The sequence below is a fragment of the Pseudomonas putida genome (assembly GCF_016406145.1).
GTDB lineage: Bacteria > Pseudomonadota > Gammaproteobacteria > Pseudomonadales > Pseudomonadaceae > Aquipseudomonas > Aquipseudomonas putida_E.
Genome location: NZ_CP066306.1, coordinates 5648916 through 5662794, shown reverse-complemented (window position 1 = coordinate 5662794; position 13879 = coordinate 5648916). Strand labels below are relative to the sequence as shown.

Genomic DNA, 13879 nt, shown 5'->3' with positions numbered 1-13879 from the left:
TGTTGTGTTAAGTGTTGGCAGATATCTGGACCCCGCCCTAGCGGTCCGGACTTGGACCCCGAACTTCCCCCTCCCCATACGAAGTCCGGGGTTTTTTTTGCCCGAAATTTGGCGTGGCGATGCTTGCATTATCGCCAAAAGCCGGCCCCCACAGGGTGGGAAACCGACTTGCCGGCGATGAAGTCGCTTCAGGCTACCGGCTTGTCTTCCAGCTCCATCCAGCCCGCCAGCACCTTGTAGGCCTCTTCCAGCCCCAGACGCTTGGGGGCCGAGAACAGCTGGATGGTCACGCCATCCCCCCAACCTTTGCGGATTTCCGACTGCACCTTGAGCAGGGTGTTCTTGCCTGCGCCGTGGGTCAGCTTGTCGGCCTTGGTCAGCAGGATGTGCATCGGCATGCCGCTTGCCCGGGCCCAGTCGAGCATCATCTTGTCGAAGTCGGTCATCGGGTGGCGCACATCCATCATCAGGATGACGCCGCGCAGGCATTCGCGGCTGCCAAGGTAGGCCTCAAGGTGACGCTGCCAATGCTGCTTGAGCGGGATCGGGACTTTTGCATATCCGTAACCTGGCAGGTCGACCAAACGCCGTTCATCGTCCAGACTGAAGAAATTCAACAGCTGGGTGCGCCCTGGAGTTTTCGAGGTTCGCGCCAGGCTGGCATGAGTCAGGGTATTGAGGGCGCTGGATTTGCCGGCGTTGGAACGGCCGGCAAAAGCCACCTCGTAACCCTGGTCGTCCGGGCATTGTTCGACCTTGGCAGCGCTGAGGGCGAATGTGGCTTTCTGGCAGAGGCCGAGGATGGGGTTCTTGACTTGCATGGGATATCCGATGTGGGTGTTGCCAAAGCCTAGGCCGGCAAGCGGTGTCGTTTCCGTTTGGATGGCGGAAGTATATAATGCCCCAGTATTTGTGTGCTCATTCTCCCAGCGAAGGAGAACGGGCATGGGGTGTCGAACAATAGCTCGCGCATCAGAACGCAGCGCGTCCCCCAACCCTGTCAGGTCGTTCCGCATGGCGAAATGGCTGCTAGCTGTCGGTATGTTCCTGCCGTTTTTCAGCGCACAGGCTACACAGGATCCCGAGGCGTTGTACAACCGCACGTGTGCGGCCTGTCACGCCGGGCAGTTGCCACAGGCGCCCAAGAAGGGTGACCGGGCAGCCTGGGAGCCAAGGCTGGCGCAAGGCATGGAGGTACTCATGGCGCATGTGACTCAGGGTTTCAAGGCTATGCCGCCGCGTGGATTGTGCATGGACTGCAGTGCCGAGGACTACCGTTTGGTCATCCTTTGGATGAGCGGCAGTCCCGATACATAACATTTCACCCTTAGCCGTGTTGGATTAGCTGATGAACAAACTAGTCGTGAGTCTGCTGTTGACCATGGGTGTCGCAGGTGCGGCCACTGCTGCAGAACCTGTCAAAGGCGATGCCGCCGCCGGCCAGGCCAAGACCGCCATCTGTGGTGCCTGCCACAACCCCGACGGCAATAGCCTGGCGCCCAATTTTCCGAAACTGGCCGGCCAGGGCCAGCGCTATCTCGAAAAACAGTTGCATGACATAAAGTCCGGCAAGCGTACCGTACTGGAGATGACCGGCATGCTGGCCAACTTCAACGACCAGGACCTGGCCGACATCGCCGCCTACTTCGCCAGCCAGAAAGGCAGCGTCGGTGCCGCCGACCCCAAGTTGGTCGAGCGTGGCCGGGCGCTGTTCAATGGCGGCGATCTTGAAAAAGGCATGCCTGCCTGCACCGGGTGCCACTCGCCCAATGGCGCAGGCATCGCGCTGGCGGGCTTTCCGCACCTGGGTGGCCAGCATTCGCAGTACGTGACCAAGCAGCTCACCGACTTCCGCGAAGGCAACCGCACCAATGATGGTGATGCCATGACCATGCGGACCATAGCCGGCAAGCTGAGCAACCATGATATCGAAGCGTTGGCCAGTTATATCCAGGGCCTTCACTGAGATATCTGCGCATTAACATTCGGTTAATGCTGCAACGCTAAAGATGAAAGGGCGGCGCGGACCGCCCTTTTTTCAGTCCGCAGCCGGTACACTACAGAACTCGGGCCCTTCCCGACCTGTCTCAACACAGGTCGTGTCGAGGCGACCAAAGACTGCTCAGGAGTAAAGCATGCGTAAACTGATTCTCAGCGCTGCGCTGGTCGCCGCCAGCGTATTCGGTATGTCCGCCGTTCAGGCTGCGGAGCCTGTCACGGCCGGCAAGGAGTACCTCGAGCTGAGCAACCCTGTTCCGGTGTCCGTTCCCGGCAAGATCGAAGTGGTCGAGCTGTTCTGGTACGGCTGCCCTCATTGCTATCACTTCGAGCCGGTGATCAACCCTTGGGTTGAAAAACTGCCGAAGGACGTCAACTTCAAACGCGTGCCTGCGATGTTCGGCGGTGCATGGGACGCCCACGGCCAAATGTTCCTGACCCTCGAAGCCATGGGCGTCGAGCACAAGGTTCACGCGGCGGTGTTCGATGCCATTCAGAACCAGCGCAAGCGCCTGACCGATCCCCAGGACATGGCTGACTTCCTCGCCACCCAGGGCGTCGACAAGGACAAGTTCCTCGCCACCTTCAACTCGTTCGCCATCAAGGGCCAGGTCAACCAGGCCAAGGAGCTGGCGAAAAAGTACGAAATCACTGGCGTACCTAGCATGGTGGTCAATGGCAAGTACCGTTTTGACCTCGGCACAGCTCAAGGTCCGGAAGGTGTGCTGAATGTCGCCGACCAGTTGATCGACAAGGAGCGCGCCGCTAAGTAAGCGGCGAACCCATGCCCCGCTTCAGAACCGCGCGAGGGGTTGGCCTGCACCAGCCGCAGGTCAACGAGCATCATCTGCAGGCCAATGGCCTGCCGGAAGATGGTCGCCTGCGGCTGCTCAGCTTCAATATCCAGGTCGGCATAAGTACCGAGCGCTATCGGCACTACCTGACCCGCAGCTGGCAGCATCTGCTGCCGCACACCGGGCGCGCCGGCAATCTGCAGAAAATCGGCGACCTGCTCAATGATTTCGACCTGGTGGCCTTGCAGGAAGTAGATGGCGGCAGCCTTCGTTCTGGTTACGTCAATCAGGTGGAGCACCTGGCCCAGTTGGGGGGCTTCCCTTACTGGTACCAACAGCTCAACCGCAACCTTGGGCATTTCGCCCAGCACAGCAATGGCGTACTCAGCCGCCTCAAGCCGCATCTGCTGGAAGATCACCCTCTGCCCGGTCCCTCCGGCCGCGGTGCGATCCTGGTGCGCTTCGGTGAAGGCGAGGACGCGCTGATCGTGGTCATGATGCATCTTGCGCTTGGTGCCAGGACCCGCGCTCGCCAGCTTGCCTACATCCGTGAACTGATCGGTGGATACCGCCATCAGGTCCTGATGGGCGACATGAACACCCATGCCAACGACCTGCTCGACCATTCTCCATTGCGTGATCTGGGCCTGATTGCACCTCAGGTCGAAGCCACCTTTCCCAGCTGGCGCCCGCAGCGGTGCCTGGACCACATCCTGCTCAGCCCTAGCCTGACCCTGGAGCGGGTCGAGGTGCTGGCCCAACCTATTTCCGATCATCTTCCGGTCGCAGTAGAGATCCGATTGCCTGATGCATTGACTGTGGATACGCTTCCGGCCCTGAGCTAGATCAGCAAAAGGCTATTGGAGCACTCAAGAGTTCCAGCCGTGCGCCGACAGCGTGTAACCATAGCCCACCGATGCATCACCCGTTGCGGATCCAGGCATGACCGAAGAAGCCGAGCGCTGGAAAGAAAAATACCTTAAAAGCATCGAACAGCAGGAAAAGCTGGAGCGGCGATGGGCAGCGCGGCTTGACCTGCTGCGTCGAGGCCTGGTGCGCAGTACCCTGGCCGCTGAAGGCAGCGACAAGGCGGTGGACCAATGCATGAAGGAAATGCGTGAGGTCATTCGCAGCGACAATATGGATGCCGGGCTTGCCGGGTTGATCCCCCGTCTTGAAAAGGCCGTGCTCGACTCCGAGCAACGCCGCGAAACCCGCATGAACCAGGTCAGCGATGCGCTGACCGCGCTCGTGACGCAGCTGCAAGGCCTGCCGTTGTCTGGTGATGTATCGCGATCGCTCAAGAAACTGGCGAAGAAACTCGACGGCGGCGTCAGCCAGTCGCGCGAGTTGCCGCCGCTGCTCGGAGAGCTGAGCGGGTTGCAGGGGCGGGCGCTGTCATCGTTGAACAGGCCGGATGAGGATGCCAGGCCGGGCTTTTTGCAGCGCTTGTTCGGCAACCGCGAGAGCGAACCGCGGGGTGACAACTCTTTAGAGCCGGCGGCCCCTTCTGCAATCGCTGCGCCTGAACTGCAGCCATTGCCGGACGGTCCGGTGCTGGTGGATCTACCACCCCGGGATATCGACGAGCTGCAGCCGTTGGTAGCACCTGAGGTTCATAACCCAGTGCCTGTGGTGCCTGAAACGCCTGTTGCCGCACCGCCCGTTCCAGGCGAGCCTGAGCCGCACGCACAGGAGCCGGTCGAGGTTGCACCCGTCTGTGCTGAGCAACCGCAGCGCATCGAGGGCGCTCGAACCGAGCTGCCAATACAGGTCGATGAGCCACAAGCGCTCAAGCCCCTGGAAGAAACCTTCGGCGAAGACGGACCCTATTCACTCCCTGATGCAGTCGAGCCGCCTTACAGTCAGGTTGCCGCGCATATCGAGCAAACCCTGATCGGCCTGCTCGATGACCTCAGCCTACCCGAACGCCACAAAGCCCAGGCACTGGAAATGCGCGAGCGCGTGGCACGGGGGCTGAACTGGTATGAGCTGATCCCGGTGCTCGATGACCTGGCCGTGCTCATGCTGGCGATCACCGACAGCGGGCAGCACGAATTCGAGACTTACCTGCAGCAGCTCAATGAGCGTCTCGAGAGCTTCCAGAGCCACCTTCATGAAGCCAGTGCCGGTCATGCCGACAACAGTTCTGCTGCACGCGAGCTTGACAGCCAGCTGCGTGAACAGGTCGATGGCCTGCAAAGCAGCGTGCAAGGGGCGGTCGATGTGGACAGCCTCAAGCACATTCTCGAGAACCGCCTGGAAGGGCTGCTGGTCACAATGGATGAGCATCAGCATGAGCGTGACCGCCGCGAACAGGAGCTGGCCGGGCGCCTTCAGGGCTTAGCCGAGCGCGTCGCGAACATGGAGCAGGAGGCCCTCGGCTACCGCGAACACCTTGAGGAAACGCGGCAGAAGGCATTGATCGACCCGCTGACCGGGCTGCCCAATCGCGCGGCCTGGAGCGAGCAGGTAGAGCGCGAAATGCAGGCCTGGCAGGAGAACGGCGGCCACTTGGCGATGGCGATTCTCGACCTGGACCATTTCAAGCGCATCAATGACAGCTATGGCCATCTGGCGGGCGACAAGGTACTGAAGATCGTCGCTGACCAGTTGCGCAAGCGCTTGCGGCCGCGCGATTTCATCGCCCGTTTCGGTGGCGAGGAGTTCGTACTGTTGCTGGCGCAGACGTCACCCACCGTAGCTGCGCAAGTGGCCGAGGTGCTGCGTGCCGCGATCGAAGCGTGTCCGTTCCATTTCAAGGGCGAACGGGTGGTTATCACCGCCTCCATCGGTTTGAGCGCATTCCGCTCGGGTGAGCGCGATGATCAGGTGCTAAAGCGTGCTGATGCGGCGCTGTACCGGGCCAAGGACCTGGGCCGTAATCGGGTGGAACAAAGCTGAGCGGGTGAGCCGGGTGCGCATACGTTATGCTAACGCGTCACTGGCTAATCACCCTGGCTTCTTCCATGAAAGCGTTGCTCATTGCATTTTTGCTGATCGTTCTGGCCGGTTGTTCGACCGGCCTGCGTATCGACCGCAGCCACCCCTCGGCCAACCATGACAACCGCATCCAGTTCGTTGTGCTGCATTACACCAATGCCTCGCTGGAGCGTTCGCTGGCACTGCTTACCCATGGCGAGGTCAGCAGCCACTACTTGATCGGAGATGGCCCGGCCACGGTTTACCAACTGGTCGATGAAAGCCGTCGTGCCTGGCATGCCGGGGACAGCCAATGGCAGGGGCGAACCTGGTTGAACTCGAGCTCGATCGGCATCGAGATCGTCAACCCAGGCTTTGACACCACGCCCAACGGGCGAGTCTGGTACCCCTACAGCGAAGCGCAAATTCAGTCTCTGATCGCGCTGCTCACGGATATCGTCAAACGTAACAACATCGACCCTCGCCATATCATTGGCCACAGTGATATCGCACCCTTGCGCAAACTGGACCCGGGGCCGCTGTTCCCATGGAAGCGTCTGGCCGATGCGGGGCTTGGGGTTTGGCCAGAGCCTAATGCCGTGGCGCGCCAGCAGGCGTATTTCAACGTCAATCCGCCGAGCATAGGTTGGTACCAGCAAGAGCTGGCGCGCTTCGGCTACGCCATCGAACAGACCGGGCAGCTCGATGTCGCTACCCGCCATGTCATTGCGGCGTTCCAGATGCGTTTCCGGCCACAGCGCTTCGACGGCATGCCCGATGCGCAGACAGCTGCCATGCTTCAAGTACTCAACCGGATGCGCTGATCCTCCGCGCACCCTTGGGCTCCGCCAAACGGCCAAGCCAACACGCCATTCAGTTGCTATACCCTGTATATCAACTGGATGCTGCCCATGTCGGCTCTGATAACTGCGTTGCGCCAATTTTTTTACCGTCCCTGGATGCTGGCCTCCCTGGCAGCGTTGGCCAGCGCTGCGGTGTTGCTGACTGCTAGTATCGGTATTGCGCTGCAGCAGATGAAGCAGAGCGAGAGTGCGCAGATGAATGCTCAGGGCGAGCGTTTTCTTGATCGCCTCGAGCAAGTTTTCGGTCAACTGCGTGAAGGGGTCGATGACCTGCAGGCGCAGCCTTTGCGCGGCTGCAACCCGGCGATGCTGGCGTTGTTGCAGCAAGTTGGGCTGGGCTCGCGTTTCATTTATGAGGCGGCATACGTAGACGTCAATGTCGCCTGCTCCAACCGCGGCGGGGCACGGGCTTTCGTGCCCACGCGGGCTCCGGACATCCAGGGCCCGACCTACAGCTATTGGCTCAATACCACCACCGAACCCAACGAAAACCTTGCGGCGTTGATGCTTGCACGGGGCAACTTCCTGGTCTCGACGTCGCGCGGGCATTTGACCGACGTGGTTGACCTGCCGCCCGGAGGAAGCCTGTTGGTGGTGCTGGACAATGGCACCAGAGCGATACCAGTACTGGGGCCGCCACAAGTCTGGCCGCCAGCTGAGCATTGGCCGCCACCCAGCGGCAATTCGTTGTTCGAGCTGCACGACCGCCTTGTCTATCGCATGCTGACCAAATCGCCCGATTACCAGCTTGTGCTGATCGCACCGCGTGCCAGCCTGCCATTGAGGATGAACGGCATGCTCTGGCTGCTGTTCCCCGGTAGTGTTCTGGCTGCCTGTTGTATCGGCTGGCTGGTACTGCAGCTGATCCTGCAAAGGCGTTCCATGAGCTCAGAGTTGCAGAACGCTTTACGCCGCGGTGAACTGCAGGTGCTCTATCAGCCGATCATCGAGCTCGACAGCCGCCGCTGCGTGGGCGCTGAGGCGCTGGTACGCTGGCGGCGCCCTGACGGGACCCTTACCAGCCCGGACCTGTTCATTCCGCTGGCCGAAAATACCGGGCAGATTCGCCAGATCACTGATTTCGTGCTGCAACGGGTGCTTGAGCAACTTGGCCAGTTGCTGCGTTCGCACCGCAACCTTTACATCTCGGTGAACCTGGCCGCCTGTGATGTGATGGTCCCGCGCATTGGCCGGGTGGCGGCACGGTTGCTGGCACTGCACAGGGTGGCTGCCAGCCAGATTGCCTTCGAGGTTACCGAGCGGGGACTGATCGATGTGGTGGTGGCCCGTGACAACCTGCAGGCGCTTCGTGCGGTGGGGCATCAGGTATTGATCGATGACTTCGGTACTGGCTACTGCAGCCTGGCTTATCTGCAGACCTTGCCGGTGGACTGCCTGAAAATCGACAAGGCCTTCATCGACGCGCTCGGGCATGACGCCGCCAGCAGTGGGGTGGCGCCTCATATCATTCGCATGGCCCATGACCTTCATCTACGGGTGATAGCCGAAGGCATAGAGTGCGAGGCCCAGGCGGTGTTGCTCAACAGTGAGGGCGTCAATTATGGCCAGGGCTGGCTGTTCGCCCATCCGCTTAATGCCCGGCAGTTCGTCGAGTTGGTGACGCGAGGGCGGCAGGTCCGGAGGCCGCGGATAGATGATGAACCTTGAACGTACTTGCGGTGGCCGGCAAGGCGTTGTCCTCAACGACCTTTGCAGGTCAAGAACTCAGACCGGAAGAGCCATGTAGAACTGGGTCCCTTGCCCAGGCCGGGAGAAGACGCCCATGCGGCCGCCGTGCAATTGCACGATTTCCTTGCACAATGCCAGGCCCAGCCCGGCCCCGCCCTTCTTGCGCCCGACCTGTACAAAGGGTTCGAAAATCCGCCCCTGCTGTCCGTAGGCAATGCCTTCGCCATTGTCCTCGACACTGATGATGACGCGTTCTGCGTGGCGTCGCGCATGTAGACGGATTCGCCCCCCGCTGCCGGTATGCCGAATGGCGTTGTGCAGCAGGTTGTCGAGCACGCGATCCAGTTGGGCGATGTCGGCCTGGATCCGAGGCAGCGGTGGTTCCAGCGCCTTGATCAGCTCGATCTGCTTGACTGATGCCTGCTCGCTGAACCGTACCTGGGCACGTTCGAGCAGTTCGTCGATGGCGCAGGGGGCGAGTTCGAGTTTTTGCAGCCCGCTCTGGTAGCGAGAGAAATTCAACAGGTCGTTGATAAGCTGGGTCAGGCGTTGCATTTCCTCGCCGATGGTCTCCAACAGGTCATTCTCACGCGCCTGCGGTGGAAACTTCACGCGCTCTCGCAGCAGGCCGAAGGCCATGTGCATGCCGGTGACCGGCGTACGCAGTTCGTGGGAGGCGCGTAGTACGAACTCACTACGCACACGCTCGAAAGCGCGCTGCTCGGTCACATCGTGCAGCACCATCACGGCACCGAGAATCGGTCCTTGCGGGTGGCTGACCGGGGTCAGGCTGTAGGACAGCAGGCGTGATTCTTCATCAACCTCGATACTCAGGTCCTCAGGTGGGCGGTCCAGGCTACCTCCGCGCAGCACCTGGCGCAGCTGTTGCTCCAGCTCTGGGCGCTGCAGTGCCTCTGCCAAGGGGCTGCCCAGGCGGTTGTTGCTCCAGCCGAGCTGGCGCTGGGCGACCGGGTTGAGATGCTCCAGGTGGCCTTGGCGGTCGATGATCAGCAGGCCATCGTCGATGCTGTCGAGCACAGCCTGCAGGCGTTGTTGGCCGGCCAGCAGTTCATCGACGTTGGTTTCCTGGTGCTTGCGCAGCGCCTCGGCCATCAGCCCGAAGCGGCGGGTCAGCTGGTTGACTTCTATGGCTTGACTGACGGGTAACGTGACATCGAAGTTACCTTGGCCGAGTTGATCTGCAGCTTTGGCCAGGGCTTCGATGGGTTGCCCGAAGCGGCGGGCGATGTTGTGAGCGGTAAAGAAGCCGAGCATCAGCACCACCAAGCCCGTCAGGCCGAGTACACCACTGACCAGTAAAGCGCGGTCGCGGGACAGTTGTTCGCTGCGAGTGATGTAATCGATGGCAAGCTTGTGCGAATCGATCAGATCGGTGCGCACTTGGTTGAACGCGGCGCCCAGTGGCTGGTCGGCACCCATGCTGTTTGCCGGTGCAGGGCTTTGGCGATAGGCACTCAGGAAGGTTTGATAGTTGCTGCTGGCCTTGCTGAAGCCGGTACGTTCACCGCCTTGGGCGAGCCCTTGGTCAAGTAGGTCCTGGAAATTCTCTTGCAGCGCTCGCAGGCTCTGAGGCGAAGTTTGCGCATCGAGGATGAGCATCAGTTGCTCGCCCAGGTTCTGCCGTAGCTTCAAGCCTATTTCCAGAACATGGGTGGTATTGCGCACCGACGCTTGCTGCGAGGCAGTCATTTGCAAGACGCTGACCAAGCCTAGCATCAGCCCCAGCAGAGCGACTGTGATCAGCGCTGAAATGCTGAGGAAGAGGCGCGTACGCAGCTTCATTGGCCATCTCATAGGTTGTACTGCTTACGCTTGCGGTACAGGGTCGAGGCATCGATACCCAAGGTCTTGGCGGCCTGGTCCAGAGTGTCACTGGCTGCCAGCACGGCGCCAATGTGGGCACGCTCCAGTTCATCCAGGCTCAGGGCCGCACCGACCCGGGGAGCGCTGCCGGCAGGTTGCTCGCCCATACCCAGATGGATGATTTCCACGCGCTCCTGTGGGCAGATGATGCTGGCGCGCTCGACCACGTTGCGCAGTTCGCGAATATTTCCCGGCCAGCGGTAATTGAGCAGTGCGGCGCGGGCTTCGTCGCTGAAGCCGCGGGCAGGACGCGCGTATTCCTTGACGAAACGGGCGAGGAAGCGATCGGCCAGGGTAAGGATGTCCTCACTGCGCTCGCGCAGGGGCGGCAGGTGCAGGGTGATGACGTTCAGGCGGTAGAGCAGGTCTTCACGGAAGCGGCTTTCGCGGACCATTTCTTCCAGGTTCAGGTTGGTCGCCGCGAGGATGCGCACATCGGCGCGTCGGGTGACTGGGTCGCCTACCCGCTCATACTCTTTATCCTGGATGAAACGCAGTAGCTTGGGTTGCAATGTCAGGGGGAAATCGCCGATCTCGTCGAGGAACAGCGTGCCGCCATCGGCTTGGTTGACGCGGCCGAGTGTGCTTTCACTGGCGCCAGTGAATGCGCCGCGGGTGTGGCCGAACAACTCGCTCTCCATCAACTCGGCGTTCAGCGACGGGCAGTTGATGGTGACGCAGGCCTTGCGTGCACGCTTGCTCCAGCTGTGAATGGCGCGTGCCAGTTCGCCCTTGCCGGTCCCTGATTCGCCAAGAATGAGGATGTTGGCGTCGGTGGTTGCCACCTGACGTGCGGTTTCCAGCACGGCCATCATTGCCGGGCTATGCGAGTCCAGGCCGTCCTTGGGCTTGCGCACTTCACCTTCGAGCGCCTCCAGGCGTGCCGACAATTGGCGGACTTCCAGCTGTTTGGCGGTAGCCAGACGCAACTGGTCCGGGCTGCAGGGTTTGACCAGGTAGTCGGCTGCGCCGGCCTGGATCGCATCGACCGCAGTGTCGATGGCCGAATGCGCAGTGACGATCACCACCCGCATCCACGGTGCCTGGATGCGCATCTGTGCCAGCACGTCCAGGCCGTTGTCTTCACCCAGACGCAGGTCGAGGAAGCACAGGTCGAACACCTGGCGCTGGAGCAAGGCTTCGGCCTGCGCGGCACTGTTGGCTGTGGCCACGCTGTAGCCCTCATCTTCGAGGCAGTAGCGGAAGGTGCGCAGGATCGCGGACTCGTCATCCACAAGCAGAATACGGCCTTGGTTGTCCTGGGCTGATTCCATTTCCAGCGCTCCTTTGGGAAAGATCTTCATTTAGTGTGGGAAAAATCGGGCAAGTTGCATGGTCAATTCTGAAGGATTCTGTCCTATGCATGCTAGCCAATGGCCAAAGAATGCCGTGAACCCGCGATATCTCAATGCTTGCCTTAGAGCATTGAGGTGGCACATTGGTTGCGACGATTTGTGGATTTAGCCTACAGAAGGAGTGCGGTCATGCCTTTTACCACTCGAATGGTTGTGTTGACGGCCAGCCTGTTGTCCATTTGCAGCCCAGCGTTTGCCGACCCTGTTCAGGATGCACGCCTGGAGGGCTCCCTACAGACGGCGCTGGCGCTCAATCGCATGCTCAACCCGTTTCGCATTGAGGTCGAGGTGGATGGAAAGCGGGCACGCCTGACGGGTGAGGTCGAGAATGAGGTTGAGCGTCAGCTGGCCGAACACGTCGCACAGGCGACTCGAGGCATCGAGCAGGTCGATAACCAGTTGCAGGTCAACGCCGGTCTGGTCGAGCGCCCGCTCGAATTGCGGGCTTACGCTCAGCGTCTTGAGGATGCCACCCTGGCTGCCGTCATCCGTGCGCGTCTGCTGTGGAGCCGTACGACGCAGAAGGCGCCTATCGAGGTACAGAGCAGTGAAGGTGTGATCACCCTGCGCGGCAAGGTCGACAGCGCTGAAGCCAAGGAACTGGCTGGGGTGGTGGCGCGGACCACTGACGGTGTGCATCTGGTCAACAACCTGGTCAGTCTGGATTCCGCAGCCATGGCCCAGGCTCGCGAAACGCCAGTGGGCGTGTCCACCGGGCCGCAGCCAAGTGACAGTTGGGTGATCGACAAGATCCAGAACAGCTTCCGTTTCAGCCGCAACCTTGATGGCCTGAACATCAAGGTGGCCAGTGAGGGCGGCATGGTGCGGCTGTCGGGTGAGGTGGTCAGCAGCGAGCAGAAAACCATCGCCGTTGAGATCGCGCGGCAAATCATTGGGGTACGTGGGGTGGATGCCGATCTGCTCAAGGTGGCGACCAAGGTTGAAGGATGAATCGTGCAATACGCACGACGCTAAGGCGGGCATCGTGCAGGATACGTCCTCAGGCCCAATCATATGATTGCCTAAGTGACTGATTTATAAAGAATTATTAGAAATCGAACGGCTGGCACGCAGGCTGCAATTACCTGTTCAGGTTTGAATAGAAAAATTACAGCAGGAGAAGCCGGCATGAACCGCCAATCCGTCAACCGTTCGCAGATCGCCGCACTGCCACTGCGCCAGTTCCTGATATTGGGTATGGCGTTGCTGCTGGCTTTGGCCGCAGGCCTTTTTTACTACAGCTGGCAGACCGCGCGACTCACTGAACAGGTTGCGGCGCAGACTGCGCTGCTGGCGCAGATCCAGGCGACACGTGCCAACACATTGGTGAGGGCAGCCCAAAAGCTGCCTTCGGCCAACCCCTCGCCGGCCACAGTTGAAAAAGTCGTGCCCCAGCAACGCTGGGTGTTCTAAGGCGCTGCGGTTTCGACACCGACCGGATCGATTTCAGAAAAAGAAAGGAGAAGCATCATGCTGAGTTGGGCTATCACTTTCCTCATCATCGCCATTGTCGCCGCCGTACTCGGCTTCGGTGGTATCGCCGGCGCTGCCACGGGTATCGCGAAGATCCTGTTCATTGTCTTCCTGGTCCTGTTCGTAGCCTCCTTCTTCTTTGGACGTGGTCGAGGTTGAAGATGAGCAGGAAGCTTTGCAACGCCGTAGCTGCCGCTCTGCTGTTGGGTGGTAGCGCAGCGGCGATGGCGGCCAATGATGGCCAGGTCAGCGCCGACAACTTGCTCGGCTCTGACCCTGAGTACCGGGAAACCTGGCAGGACGCGATCAAAGGCGAGGAACGCCTGCCCGACTGGGTGATGAACCTTACGGGCAGTGCGCAGGAGCAGATGTCCGCAGTGACCGAGGATGGTGATAAATACCTGGTCGGCCCGCTGTGTGAATCGAAGGACAAATGCACCTATAAACGCCTGATCGTAGCGTTCAGCTGGGACAAGGATGACGCCTACGGGATGCTGGTTGAGGTACCCGAGGGCCTGCCGAGTGACAAGGCTCCAACCCGCCATGCGCAGTATCGTTGGCTGGGTGAGCCGGACGAAGGCATGCAGGCGATGCTGAAGGAGCAGCTCAAGCGTGACCCGAACTGGTACTGAGTGTCACGGACGATAGGTCGCGCACTGTCACGTAATAGACGCGGAACCTTTCTATAGTTCTCGCTTCTATGATGCGCCGCCCCGAGGAGGGGCTGCACATGACCAAGGGGCCGGGCTGTTCTGATTGTTGCAGGATCGGAGTGGCCTAGGGGTACAGGGAGTACCTCCAGCAATGGGCCGGGTCAGGCAAGGCAATATCGGAGGTTCAGGTCAGGGAGTGATTTTTCCCACAGAAACCTGGCCTGGCTTCCGAGATGCCATCTTCGTTT

14 protein-coding genes are annotated in these 13879 nt (G+C 60.5%); 11 read left to right on the top strand and 3 right to left on the bottom strand.

Annotated features, from left to right (window positions below; translation table 11 throughout):
• Positions 1 to 188: 188 nt before the first annotated feature.
• Complete coding sequence (yihA, locus tag JET17_RS26080; RefSeq protein WP_012316856.1) at positions 189 to 821, bottom strand: ribosome biogenesis GTP-binding protein YihA/YsxC; 633 nt, start codon at positions 819 to 821, stop codon at positions 189 to 191.
• 193 nt (positions 822 to 1014) lie between these two features.
• Between yihA and JET17_RS26075 the strand changes: the two genes are divergently transcribed.
• From JET17_RS26075 to JET17_RS26045, 7 genes are all read left to right on the top strand, one after another.
• Positions 1015 to 1317, top strand: coding sequence for a c-type cytochrome (locus tag JET17_RS26075; protein ID WP_012316855.1), 303 nt, complete (start codon positions 1015 to 1017; stop codon positions 1315 to 1317).
• Between the two features lie 31 nt (positions 1318 to 1348).
• Positions 1349 to 1966, top strand: a complete 618-nt coding sequence (locus tag JET17_RS26070; RefSeq protein WP_012316854.1) for a c-type cytochrome — start codon at positions 1349 to 1351, stop codon at positions 1964 to 1966.
• 169 nt (positions 1967 to 2135) lie between these two features.
• Positions 2136 to 2771, top strand: coding sequence for a thiol:disulfide interchange protein DsbA (dsbA, locus tag JET17_RS26065; RefSeq protein ID WP_012316853.1), 636 nt, complete (start codon positions 2136 to 2138; stop codon positions 2769 to 2771).
• Positions 2772 to 2782: 11 nt separating this feature from the next.
• Positions 2783 to 3637: an endonuclease/exonuclease/phosphatase family protein gene (locus tag JET17_RS26060; RefSeq protein ID WP_012316852.1), complete on the top strand. Its 855-nt coding sequence runs from the start codon at positions 2783 to 2785 to the stop codon at positions 3635 to 3637.
• 97 nt (positions 3638 to 3734) lie between these two features.
• Positions 3735 to 5696: a GGDEF domain-containing protein gene (locus JET17_RS26055; protein ID WP_012316851.1), complete on the top strand. Its 1962-nt coding sequence runs from the start codon at positions 3735 to 3737 to the stop codon at positions 5694 to 5696.
• A 65-nt stretch (positions 5697 to 5761) separates the two neighbouring features.
• Positions 5762 to 6538, top strand: coding sequence for an N-acetylmuramoyl-L-alanine amidase (locus tag JET17_RS26050; RefSeq protein ID WP_198823188.1), 777 nt, complete (start codon positions 5762 to 5764; stop codon positions 6536 to 6538).
• A gap of 87 nt (positions 6539 to 6625) precedes the next feature.
• Complete coding sequence (locus JET17_RS26045; protein ID WP_042111834.1) at positions 6626 to 8245, top strand: EAL domain-containing protein; 1620 nt, start codon at positions 6626 to 6628, stop codon at positions 8243 to 8245.
• A 57-nt stretch (positions 8246 to 8302) separates the two neighbouring features.
• On the opposite strand, the gene JET17_RS26040 is transcribed toward JET17_RS26045, so the two are convergent.
• The gene (locus JET17_RS26040) at positions 8303 to 10081 is read right to left on the bottom strand and encodes a KinB sensor domain-containing domain (RefSeq protein ID WP_012316848.1); all 1779 of its coding nucleotides are present in this window, start codon (positions 10079 to 10081) and stop codon (positions 8303 to 8305) included.
• A complete protein-coding gene (algB, locus tag JET17_RS26035; protein WP_012316847.1) occupies positions 10078 to 11424 on the bottom strand; it encodes a sigma-54-dependent response regulator transcription factor AlgB in 1347 nt (448 codons plus the stop codon). The genes JET17_RS26040 and algB overlap by 4 nt, the downstream gene beginning before the upstream one ends.
• Before the next feature lie 210 nt (positions 11425 to 11634).
• Between algB and JET17_RS26030 the strand changes: the two genes are divergently transcribed.
• The 4 genes from JET17_RS26030 (at position 11635) to JET17_RS26015 (ending at position 13610) form a co-directional block, all read left to right on the top strand.
• Positions 11635 to 12456: a BON domain-containing protein gene (locus tag JET17_RS26030; protein ID WP_012316846.1), complete on the top strand. Its 822-nt coding sequence runs from the start codon at positions 11635 to 11637 to the stop codon at positions 12454 to 12456.
• Positions 12457 to 12633: 177 nt separating this feature from the next.
• Positions 12634 to 12918, top strand: a complete 285-nt coding sequence (locus tag JET17_RS26025; RefSeq protein ID WP_012316845.1) for a hypothetical protein — start codon at positions 12634 to 12636, stop codon at positions 12916 to 12918.
• A 57-nt stretch (positions 12919 to 12975) separates the two neighbouring features.
• Positions 12976 to 13137, top strand: a complete 162-nt coding sequence (locus JET17_RS26020; protein WP_003252966.1) for a DUF1328 domain-containing protein — start codon at positions 12976 to 12978, stop codon at positions 13135 to 13137.
• Between the two features lie 2 nt (positions 13138 to 13139).
• Positions 13140 to 13610 (top strand): inhibitor of vertebrate lysozyme family protein, encoded by a 471-nt coding sequence (locus JET17_RS26015; protein WP_012316844.1) that lies wholly within the window; start codon positions 13140 to 13142, stop codon positions 13608 to 13610.
• Positions 13611 to 13879 lie beyond the last annotated feature (269 nt).